Source organism: Enterococcus sp. FDAARGOS_375, from assembly GCF_002393265.1.
In the GTDB taxonomy this organism is placed as follows: domain Bacteria; phylum Bacillota; class Bacilli; order Lactobacillales; family Enterococcaceae; genus Enterococcus_D; species Enterococcus_D innesii.
On sequence record NZ_CP023515.1, the window covers coordinates 239,926 to 260,548 of the forward strand.

23 protein-coding genes, 2 pseudogenes, 1 riboswitch and 1 other annotated feature are annotated in these 20,623 nt (G+C 43.3%); of the genes and pseudogenes, 9 read left to right on the forward strand and 16 right to left on the reverse strand.

Going from position 1 to position 20,623, the window contains the following annotated elements:
• Nucleotides 1-2 precede the first annotated feature (2 nt).
• The 6 genes from CO692_RS02095 to CO692_RS02120 are packed head-to-tail and all read right to left on the reverse strand — an operon-like array spanning nucleotide 3 to nucleotide 4,627.
• Nucleotides 3-311: a V-type ATP synthase subunit F gene (locus CO692_RS02095; RefSeq protein WP_005225570.1), complete on the reverse strand. Its 309-nt coding sequence runs from the start codon at nucleotides 309-311 to the stop codon at nucleotides 3-5.
• Nucleotides 301-1,287 carry a V-type ATPase subunit gene (locus CO692_RS02100; protein WP_010747826.1) on the reverse strand — a complete coding sequence of 329 codons (987 nt, stop codon included), beginning with the start codon at nucleotides 1,285-1,287 and terminating at the stop codon, nucleotides 301-303. Before CO692_RS02100 ends, CO692_RS02095 begins: the two co-directional genes overlap by 11 nt.
• Before the next feature lie 3 nt (nucleotides 1,288-1,290).
• Nucleotides 1,291-1,875, reverse strand: a complete 585-nt coding sequence (locus tag CO692_RS02105; protein ID WP_010747825.1) for a hypothetical protein — start codon at nucleotides 1,873-1,875, stop codon at nucleotides 1,291-1,293.
• A gap of 13 nt (nucleotides 1,876-1,888) precedes the next feature.
• Nucleotides 1,889-2,359, reverse strand: coding sequence for a V-type ATP synthase subunit K (locus CO692_RS02110; RefSeq protein WP_005225567.1), 471 nt, complete (start codon nucleotides 2,357-2,359; stop codon nucleotides 1,889-1,891).
• Nucleotides 2,356-4,317 (reverse strand): V-type ATP synthase subunit I, encoded by a 1,962-nt coding sequence (locus CO692_RS02115; RefSeq protein ID WP_010747824.1) that lies wholly within the window; start codon nucleotides 4,315-4,317, stop codon nucleotides 2,356-2,358. Before CO692_RS02115 ends, CO692_RS02110 begins: the two co-directional genes overlap by 4 nt.
• Complete coding sequence (locus CO692_RS02120; protein WP_010747823.1) at nucleotides 4,295-4,627, reverse strand: hypothetical protein; 333 nt, start codon at nucleotides 4,625-4,627, stop codon at nucleotides 4,295-4,297. Before CO692_RS02120 ends, CO692_RS02115 begins: the two co-directional genes overlap by 23 nt.
• A gap of 110 nt (nucleotides 4,628-4,737) precedes the next feature.
• Nucleotides 4,738-4,791 (reverse strand) — a sequence feature (sodium ion sensor (DUF1646 type); this cis-regulatory element may regulate processes involved in with the transportation of sodium ions).
• A gap of 672 nt (nucleotides 4,792-5,463) precedes the next feature.
• Between CO692_RS02120 and CO692_RS02125 the strand changes: the two genes are divergently transcribed.
• The 8 genes and pseudogenes from CO692_RS02125 (at nucleotide 5,464) to CO692_RS02165 (ending at nucleotide 10,264) form a co-directional block, all read left to right on the forward strand.
• A complete protein-coding gene (locus tag CO692_RS02125) occupies nucleotides 5,464-5,676 on the forward strand; it encodes a hypothetical protein (RefSeq protein WP_010747822.1) in 213 nt (70 codons plus the stop codon).
• A gap of 24 nt (nucleotides 5,677-5,700) precedes the next feature.
• Nucleotides 5,701-6,228, forward strand: a complete 528-nt coding sequence (locus CO692_RS02130; RefSeq protein ID WP_034695438.1) for a GNAT family N-acetyltransferase — start codon at nucleotides 5,701-5,703, stop codon at nucleotides 6,226-6,228.
• A 57-nt stretch (nucleotides 6,229-6,285) separates the two neighbouring features.
• The gene (locus tag CO692_RS02135) at nucleotides 6,286-6,771 is read left to right on the forward strand and encodes a tetratricopeptide repeat protein (RefSeq protein WP_010747820.1); all 486 of its coding nucleotides are present in this window, start codon (nucleotides 6,286-6,288) and stop codon (nucleotides 6,769-6,771) included.
• 226 nt (nucleotides 6,772-6,997) lie between these two features.
• Nucleotides 6,998-7,370: pseudogene (locus CO692_RS02145) on the forward strand (hypothetical protein).
• A gap of 118 nt (nucleotides 7,371-7,488) precedes the next feature.
• Nucleotides 7,489-8,072, forward strand: a pseudogene (locus CO692_RS02150) (hypothetical protein).
• A 103-nt stretch (nucleotides 8,073-8,175) separates the two neighbouring features.
• Complete coding sequence (locus tag CO692_RS02155) at nucleotides 8,176-8,598, forward strand: hypothetical protein (RefSeq protein ID WP_010747816.1); 423 nt, start codon at nucleotides 8,176-8,178, stop codon at nucleotides 8,596-8,598.
• 221 nt (nucleotides 8,599-8,819) lie between these two features.
• The gene (locus tag CO692_RS02160; protein ID WP_096741410.1) at nucleotides 8,820-9,008 is read left to right on the forward strand and encodes a hypothetical protein; all 189 of its coding nucleotides are present in this window, start codon (nucleotides 8,820-8,822) and stop codon (nucleotides 9,006-9,008) included.
• A gap of 404 nt (nucleotides 9,009-9,412) precedes the next feature.
• Nucleotides 9,413-10,264, forward strand: coding sequence for an Rgg/GadR/MutR family transcriptional regulator (locus CO692_RS02165; RefSeq protein ID WP_096741411.1), 852 nt, complete (start codon nucleotides 9,413-9,415; stop codon nucleotides 10,262-10,264).
• Between the two features lie 72 nt (nucleotides 10,265-10,336).
• Here CO692_RS02165 and CO692_RS02170 read toward each other — a convergent pair whose 3' ends face one another.
• The 4 genes from CO692_RS02170 to CO692_RS02185 form a co-directional block, all read right to left on the reverse strand.
• A complete protein-coding gene (locus tag CO692_RS02170) occupies nucleotides 10,337-11,563 on the reverse strand; it encodes a glycoside hydrolase family 3 protein (protein ID WP_096741412.1) in 1,227 nt (408 codons plus the stop codon).
• Nucleotides 11,564-11,693: 130 nt separating this feature from the next.
• The gene (locus tag CO692_RS02175; protein ID WP_005225551.1) at nucleotides 11,694-12,224 is read right to left on the reverse strand and encodes a folate family ECF transporter S component; all 531 of its coding nucleotides are present in this window, start codon (nucleotides 12,222-12,224) and stop codon (nucleotides 11,694-11,696) included.
• Between the two features lie 26 nt (nucleotides 12,225-12,250).
• Nucleotides 12,251-12,352, reverse strand: a riboswitch (THF riboswitch).
• Between the two features lie 232 nt (nucleotides 12,353-12,584).
• Nucleotides 12,585-12,767: a hypothetical protein gene (locus CO692_RS02180; protein ID WP_005225550.1), complete on the reverse strand. Its 183-nt coding sequence runs from the start codon at nucleotides 12,765-12,767 to the stop codon at nucleotides 12,585-12,587.
• Between the two features lie 31 nt (nucleotides 12,768-12,798).
• Nucleotides 12,799-14,064: an MFS transporter gene (locus CO692_RS02185; protein ID WP_096741413.1), complete on the reverse strand. Its 1,266-nt coding sequence runs from the start codon at nucleotides 14,062-14,064 to the stop codon at nucleotides 12,799-12,801.
• A 222-nt stretch (nucleotides 14,065-14,286) separates the two neighbouring features.
• Here CO692_RS02185 and CO692_RS02190 point away from each other — a divergent pair, with 222 nt between their 5' ends.
• Nucleotides 14,287-14,943, forward strand: coding sequence for a Crp/Fnr family transcriptional regulator (locus tag CO692_RS02190; RefSeq protein ID WP_008378905.1), 657 nt, complete (start codon nucleotides 14,287-14,289; stop codon nucleotides 14,941-14,943).
• A 54-nt stretch (nucleotides 14,944-14,997) separates the two neighbouring features.
• Here CO692_RS02190 and CO692_RS02195 read toward each other — a convergent pair whose 3' ends face one another.
• The 6 genes from CO692_RS02195 to CO692_RS02220 all read right to left on the reverse strand — a co-directional run bounded on the left by CO692_RS02195 (nucleotide 14,998) and on the right by CO692_RS02220 (nucleotide 20,601).
• Nucleotides 14,998-15,390 carry an OsmC family protein gene (locus CO692_RS02195; RefSeq protein ID WP_015509333.1) on the reverse strand — a complete coding sequence of 131 codons (393 nt, stop codon included), beginning with the start codon at nucleotides 15,388-15,390 and terminating at the stop codon, nucleotides 14,998-15,000.
• Nucleotides 15,387-16,277 (reverse strand): ATP-binding cassette domain-containing protein, encoded by an 891-nt coding sequence (locus CO692_RS02200; protein WP_096741414.1) that lies wholly within the window; start codon nucleotides 16,275-16,277, stop codon nucleotides 15,387-15,389. Before CO692_RS02200 ends, CO692_RS02195 begins: the two co-directional genes overlap by 4 nt.
• Nucleotides 16,277-17,155 (reverse strand): ABC transporter ATP-binding protein, encoded by an 879-nt coding sequence (locus tag CO692_RS02205; protein ID WP_096741415.1) that lies wholly within the window; start codon nucleotides 17,153-17,155, stop codon nucleotides 16,277-16,279. The genes CO692_RS02200 and CO692_RS02205 overlap by 1 nt, the downstream gene beginning before the upstream one ends.
• Before the next feature lie 3 nt (nucleotides 17,156-17,158).
• Nucleotides 17,159-17,989, reverse strand: coding sequence for an ABC transporter permease (locus CO692_RS02210; RefSeq protein WP_010747808.1), 831 nt, complete (start codon nucleotides 17,987-17,989; stop codon nucleotides 17,159-17,161).
• Entirely contained in the window at nucleotides 17,989-18,948 is a 960-nt protein-coding gene (locus tag CO692_RS02215; protein WP_096741416.1) for an ABC transporter permease, read from the reverse strand. Before CO692_RS02215 ends, CO692_RS02210 begins: the two co-directional genes overlap by 1 nt.
• A gap of 72 nt (nucleotides 18,949-19,020) precedes the next feature.
• Nucleotides 19,021-20,601 carry an ABC transporter substrate-binding protein gene (locus CO692_RS02220; RefSeq protein ID WP_081116608.1) on the reverse strand — a complete coding sequence of 527 codons (1,581 nt, stop codon included), beginning with the start codon at nucleotides 20,599-20,601 and terminating at the stop codon, nucleotides 19,021-19,023.
• Nucleotides 20,602-20,623: the final 22 nt, after the last annotated feature.

A 20,623-nucleotide genomic window follows, 5' to 3' on the forward strand; every position in this document is an offset into this window, starting at 1 on the left:
CTCTATAGTATGTTTTGTCCAACTGCTTTTTCGACATTTTCTTGAATCATTCGCTTGCCGATTCCTCGGGAACCATCATAATCAGGAATCAAGATGACTGCAGGTGTCATTTTTTGTTGGACTTTTGCTAATTCATCGGGAATCAGCTCGGCACATTTTTCAGTCAGGTAGATGATCGTACTGTTCTTCATTAATTTTGCCAGCGCCTGCTTCACTTCTTTTTCTTCCGAGGCATAGCAGACCTGAAAGCCAAATAGTTGAAAAGGAATGACGGATTCTTTCTCGCCGATTACGCCGATTTTATGAGTCATAGTGCCGCATCCTTTCTCTGAGTTGTTCTTCCGTAAAGCCACTGCGTTTGCCTACTAGCAAGAGACGCAGGTTTTGCAGTTCCAAAACCTTAGCATTCAAAAATGCGAGTAAAGGCAGTGGTCCTAAAGCATCCGTTTGGGCTTGGCCATAGCTTTCTGTGATCAAATTGTCTTGTAAAAGTGCCAAGCCAGCAAAGTCGATCACCTGTTCATGAATCAAAGGCCGCAACACTTCCTGATAATCACTTTCTAATAAGAAGGCTAAAAAGTCACTATAGGACGCATCCGCAAACGCTAAAAATTCTTCTTTCGGGATACTGCCGACACTCACTAAGACTGCTTCCATAAAACTGCGCGATCGTTTTTGAAGTACACAACGTGCGGCAATCGTTATATTGGTCAGATCGATCATCTTGATGACAGCTTCTTGTAGCTCAGGGATCTTGATTTCATCTGCCAGTCGCCGTTGTTCATGTAAATACCGGCGATCGTAAATGATATCGATGCCTTGCAGCACGGCGCCGCCTTCTAAGTACTCCCGCACTTCTTGGATCGTAGTCACGATTTTCTCAGGCAATACCTCTGAGGTTCCCGTTTTGATGGCGGTCCGACACTCATCGATCGTGTAAAAACCGTCTTCGATCAGTAGATGATCATAATCTTTTCCAGTGACTGACTCTTTGGTCAAGACTTTTAGATTATGGAAAGTAAAAGGCATCATATACAGTCGGAGGATCTCTTGATCAGGAACCAGCTCGGCCAATTCTTTGATCGTCTTTAACAATTCTTCATCGAGATAGGTTTCGAATCGTTCATGAAAATCTGGCTTTAAATAGCGTTGATAATGGGTCTGCTGCAAGACAGCTTCGACTTCAGCAAACCCTTTTGCCGCAATCATTTGTTCGACTTCTTGCGGTTTTAACAACGTCATCTCTTTCAGCCGAATGATTGGATTCAATTGATGATAGTTCCTCATGGATCAACCTCCTTGTTGTATGATCTGCAACCACCGTTCCCGGGTTTCTTTCTTGTATTCATCAAGCAGTACCTGATAGGTAAAATTGTATTGAATGCCGTTGTCATCCACCAAAAAGCCTGCTTCTGTCAATGGTGCGCCTGCTTTGATTTCATACGGTAGTTTTGATTGACAAGACGTAAGCCAAGCGGCATCTAGATGGGCTGCTTGCTCAGGACCAGCGTGGAAGGTCACCGTCCCGCTGATCGGCAGCTGTTGCAGCACATTTTCAGCAAATGACTGCAGCTCTTCTGGCGTCCAGGCAACCATTTGTTGATACGCTTGCTCAAAAAGTTGTGTCAGGTATTCGTTTTGTTTCACCATTTGCTGCTGCTTAGCGGCACTTGCTTGGCGATTTTGCGCTTGATGATAATTTTTTTCGGCTTGCTTTTTTGCTTGCTGGGCACGAAGCTGCAAGTCCGACTCTTTTTTCGCCCAGTCACGTGCCATCGTTTCACTGATCCTAGCACGTTCAGCGGCAGCCAAACGTTCCCGTTTTGTCTGCGCTTCTTGGTCTAGTTCAGCAATCATTTTGTCGATTGCATCCATACCTTCGCCCCCTTTAAATCGTTCCTAAAAGTAAGAAAGAAATAACAAAGCCTAAGATGGCATACATCTCAACCATTACTGAGAACATAACCCCTTTAAAGAAATGCTCTGGTTTCTTCGCTAAAATTTGAATCCCAGCTGCAGCGACCTTCCCTTGGGCCATTCCTGAGAACAAGCCAGTAAAGGCAACTGGCAGTGATGCCATCAAGTACGCCATACCAGTCACTGTCGACATTTCACCACTTAAGCTACCATAGATCATAAACGCAATAACGAATCCGTATAGTCCTTGCGTTCCGGGAAGCAATTGTAAAATCAAGGCTTGTCCAAACTTCTCCGGCTGATTCGTCGTTAAGGCTGCCGCTGCTTCACCAGTTTGGCCCACCCCTTTGGCTGAACCGATCCCAGAAAAGATCGTAGCGATCCCCATTCCGATAATTGCAAACACCATACCACCATTATTATTAATTAAGTAATCAATCATTTATTGTCTCCTCCATTTTCTTTATCAAAATCAACGTATTTCTCACTTGGCTTAAAGGTTTCAAATTGGCGCCCCCCACCAGTGAAAAATTTTCCGAAAAACTCTACATATTGTAAACGAGCGGCATGCACATACGCACTCAGTAACGATAAAAAGATGTTTAAAGCTTGTAGGACAACCAATAAGAGAATGCCCACAGAAAAACGAGCGGCTGGCGGCAAATAGCCCACCAATAAGTTGAAGGCTGCTGCGATACTCCCACCAGAGATCCCTAATGCCATCAAGCGGCTATAGCTGACAAAGTCGCCGATATAACTGGTCACACCGTATAAGTCATACAAGCCTAAAAAGAAGCCGCCCACTTTGGTTTTCCCTTTCAGAATCGGTACCACGATGATCAATAAGGCACTAAAGCCTGCTAAAATCAAGCCGACGGTTGTTAGTGCTGGGACATCGATCAAAAGATTGCCTGCGGCTGCCACTAAAAGACCACTCAAAAGTCCTAGCCACGCAAAGCCTTCGTTGACTGCACCTAAAAGATCCTTTTTGCGGATATTTTCTTTGGCTGCTAAATAAAGGCCTGTAAACAGTTGGATGCCACCAAAAATCATGGATAGACCAAAGATCGCCATAAAATCTTCGGAGGGCGATAAAAGTTGGAAGGGCAATGTAGCACCAAAGAAGGAGCCGTAGATTGCGCCCCAAATCATAGTTGGCACAGACAAAATCTGGAACAATTTCAGAAACCGTTTGGTCCCTTTGGGCAAACGCAAGGCGTGTAGCCCAATCGTGGTCGCGACAGCCATTAATGCACCATAACCTAAGTCAGCCACCATCATACCAAAGAAAACATAGTAAAAAGGCGTCATCCATGGGGTTGGATCGATCTCATCGTATTTTGGCAAGCTGTACATTTCCGTCAACATTTCAAAGGGTTGAATAAACGAGGCGTTTTTTAGCTTCGTTGGCACTTGATTGGCAGCGATCTCCTCTGCAGTGGGTTCTTCAAATGAATAGTAAATCTCGTTGGCAAAGGATTCTTGGACCATTTCCGCCACTAACGGCTGATCCTTTTTTGCAATCCATCCGCGCAAGAGGGCAAAGGTCTGACCAGCTGCTAAGCGCTGTTGCATCATTGCCCGATTCTCACGAGTCAAAAACAGTTCTTCCGCTTGCTGCAGCAGGATCAGCCGTTGTTTGTGCTGACTGATTTCTGTAATCAGTTCTTTGCGCTGCTGCGTCAAGGAGGTCAAGGCTTGTTTCGCATTTTGCAAAACCACTTTTGGTGATTCGGATGTCAAGCCAGTTTCTTTCTTCACCCCATATCGGTGAAACAATTGGAACACTTGCTCTTCGATCGCTGTTAAAAACAGGCAGCTGAAATTGACTTTTTTGGGTTCAGAATAGATCACTTCGATATGAACCTCTTCCAATTGACGCAAGGCTTCAGCTAGATCTTCCCAGCGTGGGCCTTCGACACTCCCAGCAAAAAAAGTTGTATGTGCAGGCGCTTCGATCTCCAAGGGTACGTCAAGATTTTGCCATTGTGTCGCCCATTCTTCCGACTGCGTCGCTGCTTCGATCGCTTCGATCGTCTCTACCCAGCGCTCCTGCAAATTCTCGACTTCAACCAGCTCCGTTAATGCTGCGGCTTCATCGAAGCTTGTTTCAAAGTCCGACAGCCGCAAGGCATCTCGTTGCCATTCCGTGCCTTTTTTCGCATCACCATTTTGACGAATAAAGCGGATCGCTTCTTGCAGTCGACGAATCATTGGTTGATGAGAAGCACCTTCTGGGGTGGCTCCTGCAAAAAATTCCCGCAGCCAAGTTTCGTTGGCTTCCTGCTCAAATACGTTCTCGATTTCAACAAACTGCATCGTTTGCAGCTTCGTCAATAACCTTTCTTGGTAGTGCTTCGGGGTGATCAACGTTAGTTTATTTAGTTTGGTTACTGCCATAAGTCCCGATCACTCCTTCAACGATCTGTTGAACCGCTTGCTCTTGGAAGCTTTGCATATTTTTTTGGTAACGATCTAACACTTGCTGGTTCTCTTTTGCCAGCTGCTGCTTTTGTGCTGCTAGTGACTGTTGCAACTGCTCTTCGATTGTTGCTTGTTCTTGAACAAGCGCCTCTTCCAAAGCGGCTAATCGCTCTTGCAATGCTTGTTGCTGCTGCGCTTCTTCCGACTGCAATTCTTTTTTCAAAGCGCGCAATTGCTGTTCATTGGCTTCTTCTGCTTCTCGTAAACGAGTCAAAGCTTCTCTCATCGATTCCCCTCCTATAATGATTTGTATTCTCAACTGAAAAATAAACAAAAAAAGCATACCTCACGAAGAAGTATGCTGATATGAAAAAAGGCCAGCATTCCTCCAAGAATGTTTGCCTCACCCCTTGGCAAACCTGATCCTTGAAGCATAAAAAATGCTCAACCTTTGTCTATTTTATTTTTCAATTCCTGAACTATTATAGCAAAAAACGGCGTTCTATTCAAGTGAAATCATCTTTTGTGAGAAAAAACCGTTTTTCACCTATTACTGATTCACTTGCTACCTGCCCAACTTTCCACCTAACATTTGCCAGGGATCGGATTGTTCTTACTAAATTGAAATCGGTCAAAATCAATTTAAGACTTAGAATGGTATGAATGAAGAACGTTGAGATTTTTTGAAAATGCTAGACATCATTTGATTGGTACCCAAAAGGAGATATCAGTTCCAACAACCCATTCGATCCCTGACAAATCTTAAGTGAGAAGTTCGCTTATTTCGCTTCTCTTTTTATCGGTGGCAGCGGTTGGCCCTTTTCTTCACAAATGAAATAACCGCCACGATAAAGGCATGTGTAAATTTTACCCGGTTCCATTGTTAAAGGAAGCCCATTTTTTAAATACATCGGTTTTCTTTCCATTGTGCTCACCTTGTCTTTCGTGGGAAAATCAGTCAAAATAAAAAACAACAGCTATTTCTAATCTTATTTTCAAGATTACCAAAAAACAAATCAATTTTCTAGTTTTTTAATCAAAATATCGCAAATATATCGATCATTTTATAAAAAGATGGATATTTAACAAAGTGTGTGTAAAGAATGAACAGGAGGAAAAAGGATGTCAGATGAACGTTGGTTTCAAATTAGAAGAAAGCGAAACATCGAATTGGTTCTTTGTTTGCTCGTCGTCCTGCCGATGTTCTATGGCTTATGGTTTCAGCTCGCTTTTTTGATCCACTACATGTCGTTTTTGTTTCTGGTGGCAGTCTTCACTGCAATCTACGAAGGAATTCGTTGGATCTGGGCTTTTATTAGAAAAAAACGAGCGTGAAAAAGCTTGGCTCTGCTATAATAAATGAAACGAGCAGAGAGGAGTGCTTCTATGAAACGAATCATTATGGCTTGTGACTTACAACATGCCCCCAAAGCTTTACAAGAATCCGCCCTTTCTTTTGAGCCGTTTCTCCCGAATTCTCGAAGTGTCGCAGAACTTTTTTATTCCGCCTATCATGAAACGACAGATGACGAAGGGGAATCGCTTGCTGACTGGCAAAGAGAGCTGAGAGAGACCGCTGACGGAAAATACGGTCCCTTGATTCCAGAGCTTTCTTTTCAGTTACAAAAGGATGATCATCCTATCGGTGCCGTAGTAACCAGCACGTTTCAAGAGCTTCCCCTGCTATTATTTGTTGTTATGGGCGCAGCCTTTAAAGGCAACGGCTTATCCAAGCTGATGATGAAGGAAGTGATCCAACGAGCAAAAGCCATGGGCCTCACTCACCTTTATCTGGTAGTGACGGTTGAAAACCAGCCAGCCTACAAGCTGTATGAAGCATGCGGTTTTTCTTTTGCAGGTGAAAGCTGGGCAGATCTTTCCCCTTAGCTATGCTTGCAAGTTATCTAAGTCATTTTCTACTATTTAAAAAGGAGCTTCCAACCAATGAATGAACGACTAGCTGCTGCGATCCAACTGCGGACTGAAAAAAAACTGCAACAATCAAATGAACAATTGATTCAATTAGCTGCCGAAAATCCCCAAGATGCCTTTGTGCATTATCAAACGGCTTGGAGCTATGATCTTTTAGGGGAAGAGCAACAGGCAATTCCTTATTATGAACAAGCAATCTCGTTAGGGTTATCAGAAAACGACTTGCCAGATGCCTACCTAGGTCTAGGCAGCACCTATCGTGCCCTCGGCAATTATCAAAAAGCCGAAGAAGTGTTTTTAGAAGCGATGAAGCAGTATCCAAAAAATCATGCTTTGCAAACCTTCTATGCCATGACACTGTTTAATCTCGCCGAGTATGAGCAAGCCACTAAACGATTATTGACCCTGCTTGCCGAAACCTCTAACGATCCAGACATCCAGTCTTACCGACAGGCACTTTTGTTTTATGCGGATAAACTCAATGAGACATGGGCATAAATATACCCTATGAAGCAGCTCCTCCGCTCCCTTTTCTCGTAAAAGGGAGTCTTTCTTTTGGATATCTCGCAATCATCCTTTGCTACCAACGACTATCCTTTGAACCTTTTCCTCCAAGCAATACTACCTATCATTATCGAATTTTCCGATAAAAAACCAGTTGACGGCTCTCAATAAATCTGTTAGTTTATCTATGTTTTTTTAATAACAGATTGGAGGAATGACTATGCCCTTTATTGTCTATTTTTTCCTATCCTTATTGATCATTTATATTCCGACACCAACCCTTTTGCTGTTTTTTCAAAAAACTCGCCTCGCAGCATGACAATCTGACGGCTTTCAGCAAACTTTTTCTATTGTTGATGATCTTGCTGGATTATTACTTAAGCTATTATTGGTTAAAAAACTGCAAAGTCAAAAAAGCGCACTACCTTTATTTAGTCTTTGTCAATGTCTTCGAATGGCTGATCCACTTCTATCTTTATTCACGATTTGAAACGATCAATCTACTGGTCATTTTGTTGTTCCAGACCGTGCTATTGTGCTGCATGGTTTTCTTCCCTTTGTCGGAGAAGTTCCGCTCATTCCTTTTTACCTAAAAAAGAGCATCTTTGGTTTCCACTTATGAAAAATTCCAGCTTCTCAATCATTTCTTTCTAAGAACCAATTTACACGATAGCTCACCTTTGTTACGATTGATAAAAAGGATGTGTTGTGATGTCATTGATCGTCTTGATTGGCGCACAAGCCGCAGGGAAAATGACTGTGGGCAAAGAACTGGAAAAACGATTGGATGCAAAGCTTTTATTCAATCACCAGACCATTGATCTTTTTGCGAACTTTCTTGGCTATAGTCCCGCAGCATTCGCTTTGTCTAATCAAACACGGATCGAACTCTTCAAAGCCTTTGTTCAAAATGAAGCCAATAATACGAGAAATCAATCATTTTTACGGTCTTGATTGATTTCGATCAAGCGGGAGATTTAGCTTTTTTACAAGAGATCGCCCAACTATTTACCGATGCCCAGCAAAAGGTCTATTTTATCGAATTAGTGGCTGATATTGAGGAACGCTTAAAGCGCAATTGCCATGAGGACCGTTTAGCCGCAAAGCCGTCAAAAAGAGCGCTGGATTTTTCTAGAAACGAGCTTTTGTCTTCGTTTGAAAACTATCGCTTAGAAAGCCTGCCACAGGAATTAACTACCCTTTTTCCAACGATTCCTTCGCTGAAAATCAACAATACCCACTTATCACCTGATGAAGTGAGTCAAACAATTATTGCCCATTTTTCCTTGACTTAAGTGCCAAAGAAACGCCATTTTCAAGCTTTGCTTCAATACGAAAATGTCTATTGACTTTGACGCTGCGTCAAGTGGTATCCTCTAATTAAGAGGAGGTGTCAAAATGAAAGTATATGTTATGCCAATGTTTTATCAATTGAAGACAAAAGATATTGAACAATCATCAAAATGGTTTGCAGAAATCTTGGGTTTCCAGTCATTGTATCAGTTTCGCAATCAAGAAAATCAAGTGACGATGGACCATCTGCGTCTTGCTGACTACCAAGATTTGATGCTGATTGCCGCAGACTCGTTCACTGTTGGTGATGGGGCAATTTTGAATGTAGCGATGATTGATCTTCAGAATATCGCTCAAAAAATTCCCGAAAAGTGGATCGTGGAACCTTTGATGGAAAAGCCGTGGAATGCCCTTGAAATGACCATCAAAGACCCCAACGGTTATTTGTTTACCCTAACAGAGGCGATAAGAAAAAACGAATCAGACTTTCAAACCTTGATGGACCAAACCAAGGATTACTTACAATAAAAGGAACCGAGTAAGAAGGATGGCTTTCTTACTCGGTTCCTTTTTATAAAACTTGATTCTGGCAACAATGACAAAAACGAACGCTCCCTAAATTTTACTAGGAAGCCTTTTCCCCATCAGATATACCAATATACCTTTTTAGTATATTTTTAAATATTGAAGGTAATTATTAACACAATCAACTCAGAACATGCTACACTATTTAAAAAGGAGGAGTTCCTATGGAAAAGAAATCGCAGCTTCCGTGGTACAAGCACAAAAAATTCTATCTTCCAGTTGCCGTCGTCCTTGGCATGATTGGGTTTCTTCCCAGTCTCGTTTCTCTTTTCGGGGTCTCGATCGATGATGAATTCAATCCTGATTACTATTCTGATCCAAATGAACCAATGTTCAAGAAAAAACAAAACTGACTGTTGCGATGCCGTATGCAGGTTTTTTGACCAACAAAAAAAGAGCAATCACTCGCTGTTGTGTTTGCTCCTTTTTTAAAAGGGATTCGGCAAACCTACGCACCTTGACAGGGTAAGCTGTTTGGGGAGAGGGCGTTTGAATGCACGAATGAACAGTAACTTATTACGTGAAACCACTTATACTTTTTTCCTGTTAAAAAATCAATTGCTAACCAATCACAAAGGATCGATTATTTGAAGAAAGAAAAAACGTTAGCCATTAGTTCTACAACTTCCCAGGGAAAACTAAAAAAATCAAACATCCATTTCTCCTCCTTTAATTGACTTTCTTCAAGTTTACCCGCAAAATAAAGCTGTAACATATTTGGACTATTTTTCCGTCCACTTTTTTTAGGAGGGATTTTTTGAAGGCCAATGACTTGTTAAAAGAGTTACGAACGGAACGAAATATCTCACAGCGAAAATTGGTTGAGAACATTTCAGAACGCAGTACACTGGCAACCTTTGAACAAAAAGGGCACCGCATCGCCTTTGATATTTTGCACCAGTATTTGGACCGTTTAAATGTCACTTTGGAGGAATTTGAGTATCGCTTGGATGACAATCAAGTCAGCGAGAAAAAGCAGCTATCCAAACAGTTGACCACCGCTTACTATGAAAGCAAGTATTCTGAAGTCCTCTCTTTGATCAACAAAGCCCAAGCACTGTATAAAACCACGAAGGATTTCTTCTATTATGTACTGTATAGTCAATTCTTTTTGATTTTAGAGAAAAAAGGCGTGGTTACCGACGAGGAAGAACGGCGCATCATCGAAGCGACCATCAAGAAATACTTGGAACGCATCGACACGTGGGGAAAATTTGAAATCTCCTTATTTACCAATCTGCTCTTCCTCTTTTCTGACGAGTACATCTTGTATCAAATGAAACACCTGAATAAAAAAATTTTTTACAGCAATGCGTTAAGTATCAATTATCAAATCTACACAAAATTGCTGACGAATGCGGCTTTCTTGTTTATCGATCGCAAAAAACCTGCCGAGTTGGCGCATGTGCTGACGTATCTAGCCGATCACCTGCCGCCGGACAATGATCGTATCCGCTTGATGATTCGTTATTTCGAAGGCATCTACGCCTTGTTTCAAGGAGATCGTGCGCTAGGAATGGCAACGATTGAAAAAGCACTGGATTATCTGCGTTTTATTGGGCAAGAAGCCTTTGCCAAAGAATTAGAGGCACTGGCTCAGAGTATTTAAAAAAACCTGCTGCTTCCTCTCAGTAAGAGAACGACTCTCTTACACAGAGGAAACAGCAGGTTTATTTTTTTCTTAAAGTAAATGCAATGCTTCTTTCCAGAGCAAGACCCGTTTGACGGAAGCATTCAAATCAGCTTCTAAATAGCGGCCATCTTCAACCGCTTGTACCACAAAAGGAATCTGTTCTTGATAGGTAGAGGAGATCACTAGATCATTTCCCGCCTGCAACGCCTGTAATGCGGCTTCTTTTTGCGGAATGAACTCAGAAAGTCCTGCCATATCCAAGTCATCCGTCATGATGACCCCTTTAAAATGCAATTCATTTCGCAGCAGCTCATGCACGGGTTTTGACATAGAGGCGGGTACGGTCTTATCGATACTATTGACGATCGTATGGGCGACCAAAATACTATCGGCACCAGCTTTGATCCCTGCGGCAAAAGGCAGAAAATCCGTTTCCCGCAGTGCAGATAGCGGGCGGTCATCGGTGACGATTTCGACATGCGAGTCACGATTGTTGCCATAGCCAGGAAAATGCTTCAAGGTAGACCCAACGTGGTGTTTCTGTAAAACATGAACCACACGTTCTACAAACGCACTCGTGCCCTGCGCATCCATGCCAATGGTTCGGTCGTAGATAAAGGACTGCGGATCAGTGGAAACATCGGCAACGGGAAACAGCCCAGCATTGATGCCATAAGCTTTTAAAATTTCCGCTTTCGTTGCTGTATCTTCTTCGATCGCTGACCATCCACCTTGGGCATACAGCTGTTGTGGTGAGAGAAAACGCTGATCCGTAAGGTTCGGATTGCGGCTGATGCGAGTCACTGTGCCCCCTTCTTCATCCATACCGATCAACAGCGGAATGGCGCTGGCTGCTTGGTAATCTGAAATTTTCTGTTTCAAGCGCTCCGCCGTTTCATTTTCGGTATCACGGCCGAATAACAGATAGCCACCAAAGTGATACTTTTGAAGCTCTTCGATTTGATTGCTTTCTGGCACACGCACAAAAAACAATTGCCCGACCTTTTCCTCTAAACTCATCGTGGCGATTTTTTCTGCTATTGCCTCTTCTGGCTGTTCTTGCGTGGAAGTTGAAACAGAAGTTGACGTGGAAACTGAGGTGGTTTCCTGACTTTCCCTGCTTTCTTCCTGTGTTTCGTCCCTCAAGCTGCTTTGCTGGATCATGGCTGGCTCTTCAGTTTGCTGTTTTTGCTGTTCTATCATCCACTTCATCCCTCCCATTGCTGCTAAGACCAAGAAAAGAAACAGTCCCATAGCGAGTCCTTTTTTATTCATAGGTTCCCCTTCCCCTCTAAACAAGTTATTGAGAATGATTAAGCCAATCCTTAGAAAGAAAAAAGTGAACCACTGACGAAATATTCGCAGATGATTCACTTCAATGGATGTTATCGTTCTTTTTTACTCGTTAAACGAACCGTCGGATCAGCCGTTTGTATGGTACCGCACGCCCTACGATGTAAATCAACGCAGTTTGTATCGGGAACATGATGACTGCTTTTAGCAAGCGGACCGACCAGATCGCCCAGCTTGTCAAAGGAATATTCAGCATCATAGCTAACCAGATCGGTGTTAAGATCAAGGTTATTAAAAGTGTATTTAACAAGACGACCATCGCCGCTCGTTTTAATGTAACTTCTTTCCGATAAAAGAAGTAGCCATAAATCAGTCCACCAACGAAGGCATTGATGGTAAAGCCGAAAAAGTAGGCTGATTTTGGAAAAATCACCATTCCTGCGATATCGGCTAATGAGGAGCCAACTGCTGTCCAAAACGGACCAAACAGCATACCCATGATCAGCTGTGGTACAAAGGAAAATGTGATTTTGATATAGGAGGTTTCAAACCCCAAGATTTGCGACAAGACGACCATTAAGGCAATCAAAAGTCCCATGACCGCAATCATGTGTGCATCGACTTTTCTTTTCATAGCGAGCATCTCCTTTTAGAGTTGCTACAAATTCATGCAGCGAATGCGAAAATAAAACCGCGAACGAATGATCGTTCTTCGTCCGAAAGGCAACATCCCATCCTTTCAGCACTTAACGCTTTATTTCCTACTCTGATTTTTTTTAGGTATTGCTACCCAGACACACTATAGCATACAAGCGCGGACTGCTACAATTTTTCTTGCTTATTTTCTTGTACAAAATCTGCCAATGTTCGCTTTTCTTTTTTTGTGCATCAAAAAAACGCTTTTCTCATGTGAATCTTTCTACCACCAGTAGGTGAGCAGGAAACATTCTCAAAAAAAAGCGCTCATTCCTGTTTCTTGTTTCCTTTCAAGCCTTATGACAATTTACCCAATCAGATTGTCATTGATCAATACCGATTTGATGTCGCGTAATTGATGATCGATAGCAAGCTGTTCATGGGTCATTGTTGCGGTGACCTCTTTCATGGCATGCATTTCTTCATTCAATTCGTTGATATTCGTTACTAATTTGTTCAATGCTTCAATAATCAATTGATTGTTATCCATGGTGAAACACTCCTTTTTGTAATGGTTGAGGTTAGTCTTCTTCGTTGATTGGCTGCTTCATCGTACCAACGGCGGCAACTGCGCGTTTCGTTTTATAAAACAATTTGTATAAAATAAGAACGACGACTGGGATCAGTCCGCATAAGATGTAGATTTGCGAATAATCAAACAGACCGTGTAAGCTTCCTAGTGCATAGGGACCTACGCCTAAGCCGAGATCCAGCCCGATGAAATAAGTGGAGAGCGCTACGCCGACACGGTGAGGATCGACTTCTTTCAGACAGACGGCTTGGCCATTGGACATGAAGGTGCCATAGCCCAAGCCGACAAAGCAACCCGCAAGCAACAACATCCAGCTGTTGCCAGTAATACTCAATAAGAAAAGACCCAGGGTCAAGAATAGAAAGCTAGGATACATGACCGCATCTGCGCCATGACGGTCAAACAGTTTGCCAGTCATTGGCCGTGTGAAGGTCACAGAAAGTGCATAGACGATGAAGAAAAAGGCACCGGCCGTTTCCAACCCAAGGTCACTGGCGTAGATCGATAAGAAGCCGAGAACGCTGGAATAAGCCAACCCGATCAAAAAGGCAATCCCAGAAATGAAAAAAACTTTTGGTTCGACAAAACTTTTGACGGACCATTTTTGCAGCTGTGCTTTGTGTTCTTCCGTCAATGGGATGTTTTTGACTGGGAACCAGAAACAAGCGATGGCTGTTGCGATCGATAAAATAGTTGCTAACCAAATAATGAAATCAAAGCCGACCGTCGGTAGTAATAGCATACCAATAAAAGGTCCGACCGCCGCTGCTAAACTAGTACTTAATCCATAGTAATTGATCCCTTCGCCATGTTTGGAATCTGGGATATAAGCGGTGACGATCGCATTAGCCGCAGTCGAGACGGCACCATAAGCAAAGCCATTGAAAAAGCGCACCGCATCTAAAATATAAATGTTGACTGAGACCAAATAAGCAGCGGTGGTAATGACATAAAACAATATCCCCCAGCGCAAAACGGCTTTACGACCAACTAATTCTAAAATTTTCCCAACATACAAGCGAGCGATCAAGGTCCCGATAATGTAGATCCCCGCTGCCAAGCCAGCTTGTGCAGTGGATGCCCCTAACTCCTGCGTGGCAAATTTCGCGGTGATGACGACAAAACAATAATACACGAGAAAGACGATAAAATTGATCAAGGTAATCGTGATAAACCCTTTGTTCCATAGTTTTTCATTTTTAGTTGACGGCAACGAGCTGACGACTCCTTCTTGATTGGTTTCCCTATCTGACATGTTTCTTCCATTCCTCCTGTTTGTGCTGTGATGCGTTTTACTATACCGAAACTTCCTCTGCTTGAAATGCGCTTTTGCTGTTAAAAAAGAGCATTAACAAGAAACATTAACATTTGTTATTGCTTTTTCACCAGAAATGTCTTTTAATGAAGCATGAATAGAGGAAATTTCAGATTTTTTTCAGAAAATGTTGGGTTGGCATGAAGTGAAGGAGTAACGTGGGTGGAGAAACAGATATTACGTGATTATTTAGAAAAACAAGCAATACCGGTCGTTATCCGTAAGAAAAAGAGTTACTTGACATATGAAGGCATCCCGGATCGCTACGTCTATATTTTAAAAAAAGGCATCATCAAAACTAGCGTAGTGACCCATGAAGGGCGCGAATTCAACTTGCGCTATTTGACGGATTTTGAGATCGTCTCTTTGTTTAAAGACGAATCCTCTCAAGAAGTCGAAGCCCCTTTTAATGTGCGGGTTGAATCAGAAGAAGCTGAATTATACAAAATCGTGCGGGATCAATTTTGGGCAGATGTCAATCGTGATCGCCTGCTGCAGGATTATGTCAAAGAGTATTATCGAAGAAACTTGATGGATACGATGAAAAAGATGCAGCAAATGCTGATGAACGGCAAATTTGGTGCTGTCTGTACCCAAATCAATGAGCTGTATGAAACGTTCGGAATCCAGACAACAGATGGTGTCTTGATTGACTTTGAAGTCACCAATGAGGAGATCGCTCGCTTTTGCGGCATTACCTCTGCCAGCAGTGTCAATCGAATGATGCAAAAATTACGAGAATCTGGCGCCCTAAAAAGTGTCGATCGCAAACTATTAGTGACAGATATCGACTTTATTCGGGAGAATATTATTTATTGATCAAAAAAAGACTTTGTACGCCTATTGGTTTCAGGCACACAAAGTCTTTTTCGATTAAATAAACGTCACTGTTTCCGTCACTTCGATCGCAGGATCTAATGATTGGATCACGGGGCAATTTGGTGAAACGAGTTTTAGGCAACGAGTCGCTTTGTCATGGTCGGCTTCAGCGATTTTCGCATAAAACTGAATTTGGATGGCACTGACTGGTTGGGCTTTTTTGTTGTCGTCCCGGTCATAGCTGACTTCGATCTTTTCGATTTCTGCTGTGATTTTTGAATTCTCTAGGACGGATGCGTATACATAGCCGCCGCAAGCAGCGACCGCACTCACCAGCATTTGGACTGGCGAATAGCCTTTTTCCCGTGCTAATACCCAATTGCCAGTTGGGGTCGTCATTTCAAATTTGTCGCTTCCTTGATGGATCGTCAATGTTTCTACTGTCATCGTTTTTCTCTCCTCACAAAATGATCTGGTTCAACTTCGACCCATTCATACAATGGTGTCAAAGTAATCGTGCTTTGAATCTCCGTTTGTTCCATCGCACCTCTTGCTAACACAGGATCAGCGATCGGCGCTGCTGCTAATAATTTCTTCGTGTAAGGATGCAGCGGATTGTCAAACAAACGGTCGGTAGGTGCCAATTCAACTAATTTCCCTTGATACATGACGGCTGTTCGGTCACTGATATGACGAATCACGGACAAGTCATGGGAAATGAACAAATAAGACAACGAAAACTCTTTTTGCAGACGCAGCAGCAATTGGATGATCTGAGCCTGAATGGAGACATCTAATGCCGAAGTCGGTTCATCACACAAGACGAATGCCGGGCGATTGACCACCGCACGAGCGATGCCGATCCGTTGCCTTTGTCCGCCGCTGAAACTGCGGGGCAGTTTATGGACATCATCACCCGTGATCCCGACGATCGCTAAGATTTCTTTGGCTTTCGCTCGGGCAGCATCTTTCGTTTCATGATACAACGGCTCCATAACCAGTTCAAGTGCCGTCATGCGGGGATTCAATGATGAATACGGATCTTGGAAAATGATCTGCATTTGCTGATACGCTGCTTTGCGATCTTCTTCCGTCAATGCTGTTAGCTCTTTGCCTTCGAAGAAAATCTCCCCACTTGTTAAGGTCTCTAAATTTAAAATACTGCGTCCTAAAGTGGTTTTCCCACTCCCAGATTCCCCTACTAGCCCCAATGTCTCGCCCTGATGGATCGTTAGACTGACATCTTCGACCGCTCGGACTTCACTGACAGTGCCGCGCCAGTTTTTGCTGCGAAAGGTTTTCGTCGCATGTTCTACGCGAATCAGTTCTTCCATTATTCTGTCACCTCCTGATTGCACCAAACGCGATGGGTCTTAGATAACTGCGTTTCTTGCAACTCATCTGCCAATGTCTCATGATAGTCAAAGACTTTTAATTCGGCATGCTTGTCGCCTAAATGTGCCGCTTGCAATAATTGTTTCGTATAAGGATGCGCAGGTTGATAAAAGATCTCTTCCGTGGTGCCTTCTTCCACGACTCGGCCTTGATACATCACTTTAATAAAGTCGCACATTCCTGCAACGACCCCAAAGTCATGGGTCACAAGGACAACGGAAAGCTGGTTCTCTCTTTGCAGGTTTTTGATCAAGGCCAAAATCTGTGCTTGGATCGTCACATCTAAAGCCGTCGTCGGTTCATCTGCGATCAGCAATTTCGGTTGCGCCAATAAAGCCATGGCGATCATCACCCGCTGACGCATCCCCCCTGATAGCTCGTGGGGATATTGTTTCATACGTTGTGCTGGAAAAGGTATGCCGACTTTTTCTAACTCTTTGACGGCGATTTCTTGAGCTGCTTTTTTCGATACTTTTTGTGTGCGGCGAATCACTTCGATCAAATGATAGCCAATCGTACGCAAAGGATTCAACGAAGTCATCGGGTCTTGAAAAATCATGGCGATCGGTAATGTTCGACGATCGGTCACTGCTGCTCCTTCAAATGTATAACTGGCATAGTGATCGGTCACCTTATCAGGCAAAAGATCCATGACACTTTTCATGGTCATACTTTTGCCACTACCAGATTCGCCGACGATCCCAACCACTTTGCCTTTTGGAATCACTAGATCCAGCTTTTTGACTAACGGTTTCGGACCGGTTTTGCTGTGAAACGTCACATTCAACGCTTCGATCGCTAATAATTCTGTCTTCATCGGTCACACCTCCCTTTGCAAGACATGTTTGATCATGTCGCCGATGTTGTTGAAGGAATAGATGGTGAAAATAACAAAGAGCCCTGGAAGGATCGCCATGTATGGTGCCCGCTGCAAGCTGTTTTGCGCATTTTGCAACAGACTGCCCCACGAAGCCATCGGCTGCTGAATGCCTAATCCGAGGAAGCTCAACGCTGATTCGGTCATGATCGCTCCAGAAATACTTGCGGATGCCGCAACGATCAAGGTTGGCAGTACTGCTGGGAAAACATGCTTCACGATAATACTGAATGAAGAACGACCGATAAATTTCCCGTAAGCAACATACTCCCGTTCTTTCGCTGCTAACGTTTCACCACGAATCAAACGAGCGATGTTCATCCATGAAAACCCGCCGATCACAATAATGATCGTGGTTAGTCCAGGACGTAAAAAGACGCTCAAAACGATCACTAACACCAGCCAAGGAATTGATGACAACACATCGACGAGCCGCATCAGCAAGTTATCGATCCATCCGCCAAAGTAGCCAGAAACAAGACCGACAAGGGTCCCGATAAACGTCGCAGTGATCATTGCCAACACACCTACAAACAAGGACACCCGACCGCCGTAGACGACCCGAATAAAGTAATCCCGCCCCACTTCATCAGTCCCAAACAAATGAGCCCAGCTCGGTGGCTGTGACATGTTGCTGACATCCGTTGCATTGGGATCGATCGGGATCAAAGGCGCAACGAGCGATAACACGATCAATAACGTCAAGAAAACGACAGAAAAAGTATAGATGGGCGAAGCAAGCATGACTTCACTGATTTTTTTGAAACGTTTCATTACTTGCTCCCCCCTTTACGGATACGTGGATCAACCACAGAATATAATACATCCGCTAACAAATTCCCTAAGATGACCAGTGTTGCTGACAGCAGCATGATCGCCATGATCACAGGATAATCGAGGCTTTTCGTTGCACTCATCAAGTAAGGTCCGACGCCCGGCCAGCCGTAGATCGTTTCTGTGATGATCGCACCGGTAACTAACATCGGTAACGCCAAGCCGATTTGTGTGACAACGGGAATCAAAATATTGCGACTGATGTGACGGCTGAAAATCTGCCATTTGCTGGCATGAAATGCCCGTTGCACCATCACGTAGTCTTCTGATACTTGCTGAGTCGCTGATGCCCGAATATACCTTGTCAAATCTGGGAAGAAGGCGACAGTCAATGTGATATAAGGCAAAATAAAGTGCTGCAGAAAATCGCCAAAATCCCCTTCTTTGCCGACTGTATACATGCCAATGATTGGGAACATATTCAATAAGTAACCAAATACATAAATCAAGATCATCGCAAACCAGAAGGTCGGCACGGCGATCCCTAGAGATGCCACAGCGTCAATGATCCGATCCCAAATCTTTCCTTTGTTGGCAGCGGCTAACAGACCCAAAATGATCGCCAGCAATAAAGCCGTCAAATATGCAGGGATCACTAGCCGAATCGTATTCGGGATCCGAGTCGCAAGTTCTTGTGAAATGCTGCTTTGAGAAACCAACGAAAAGCCAAGATTACCAGTAAGAACATTTCTGATCCAAAGAAAATATTGAACCAAAAAGGGTTGATCCAAGCCATAGCGCTGCCGCAACAGATCGATTTGCTCTTGTGACATATTCGGTGTCGTGATGGAATCGATCACATCATACGGGGCGATATGTATTAGTGAAAATACGATAAAAGAGATCACAAATAGCAAAGGGATTGCTTGCAATACTCGTTTTGCAATATATCGAAACATAATTGACCTTCTTTCTTTTTCATAGAAAAAAGCTGTGATAAAAAAGATTCCTCTTTATCACAGCCAATGGATTTACTTGATTGTCAATTTAGACATATCTTCGAATGTATAGATTGGGATCAAGCCTGCATCTTCTACATTACCAATTCGGTTATTGACCGCTAAGATTTTCTTGTTGTCAACGATTGGGTAAATGATCGCTTCGTCAGCAATGGCTTTTTGCAGATCATCGTACAATGCTTCACGCTTGTCTGTGTCCAATTCAACTGCTGCTTGCGCAAACAAATTGTCAATGGTTTCGCTATTGCTTTGGAAGTAGTTGGCACTGCCGCCAGTTTCGAATAAACTGCCGTATAAGTCAGGGTCATTCCCCATGATATACCCGCCAAGGAACAGGTTGTATTTCGTTGAATCAGGTTTTTTCAACTCAGTGAAGATCGCAGTACCATCGCCCCCTTCAAGGGTAACTGTAATGCCTGCTTGTTGCAATTGTTGTTGGATCAACGTAGCTTGGATCGTTTGAGCTGGGTCAGTTGAGTTGAACGCCAAGTTCAATGACAAATCAGTGACACCTGCTTCTTGTAAAAGCTCTTTTGCTTTTTCAGCATTTGTTTCATATTTCTCGACATCTTCGGTGACGTATGGATTGTTCGGTGGTAAGAATGAATACGGTGTTGCATAATAGTCTTCATCTAAATACGCTGCTTGATTTAATTCATCTTTGTTCAAAGCATACAAGACTGCTTGACGGACCTTCACATCTTGTAATGCATCTGAATGAGTATTTAATCCTAAGTATCCGATGCGGTTTTCTGTATAGGGATAAACAGAAATTTGCGTATCATCTAAGTCTTCGATATCTGAAGGCAAAACAACGGCTGCGTCAACTTCCCCTTTTTGCAAAGCAACTTTGGCCGTATCAGTACTTTCAATGATCCGCAAGGTCACGTTTTGAATCGAAGGCTTGCCGCCATAATAGTTTTCATTGGCTTCAAAAGTAAAGTACTCACCACGTTTGTATTCTTTCAATTGATATGGACCCGTACCAACTGGTTTTTCAGGCAGTTCACTGACCGAAAAGTCGCTAACATCTTTAAAGATGTGCTCTGGAATGATGTATGTTTCGGTTGCGATATTGCTGATTGCTGCTGCACTCGGTGTTGGCAACACAAATTTCACGGTGTATTCATCCACTTTTTCGATCGCGATCGGCTGGTCGTCGACCCAAAGCGAATCGGCATTGCCGTTTTCTTTTTTGACTTTTTGTTCATACGTGAAAACAACGTCATCGGCAGTAAAATCTTCGCCATCTGACCATTTGACATCTTGTTTCAAATGCACGGTCAATGAAAGGCCGTCTTCCGCCGGTTCCACTGATTCTGCTAACGCATTTTGTGTTGTTCCATCTGCTTCCACTGTAACGAGTGGAGAATAGATCATGTTTGTCACTGTCAAGCCCCAGCGATCACTGGTGTTGATCGGGTTGGTGGACGATGGGTCCCCGCTGATGGCATAAGTGAATGTTGCATCATCGCCAGCACCAGCTGCACTGCTGGTTGCCGTTTCCTCTGTATTTGATCCACCGCAAGCTGCTAGAACGAATCCTAGTCCGACGACGGCAACACTTGCTAAACCTTTTTTCCAATTGATCATTTTTCCATCCTACTTCCTATTC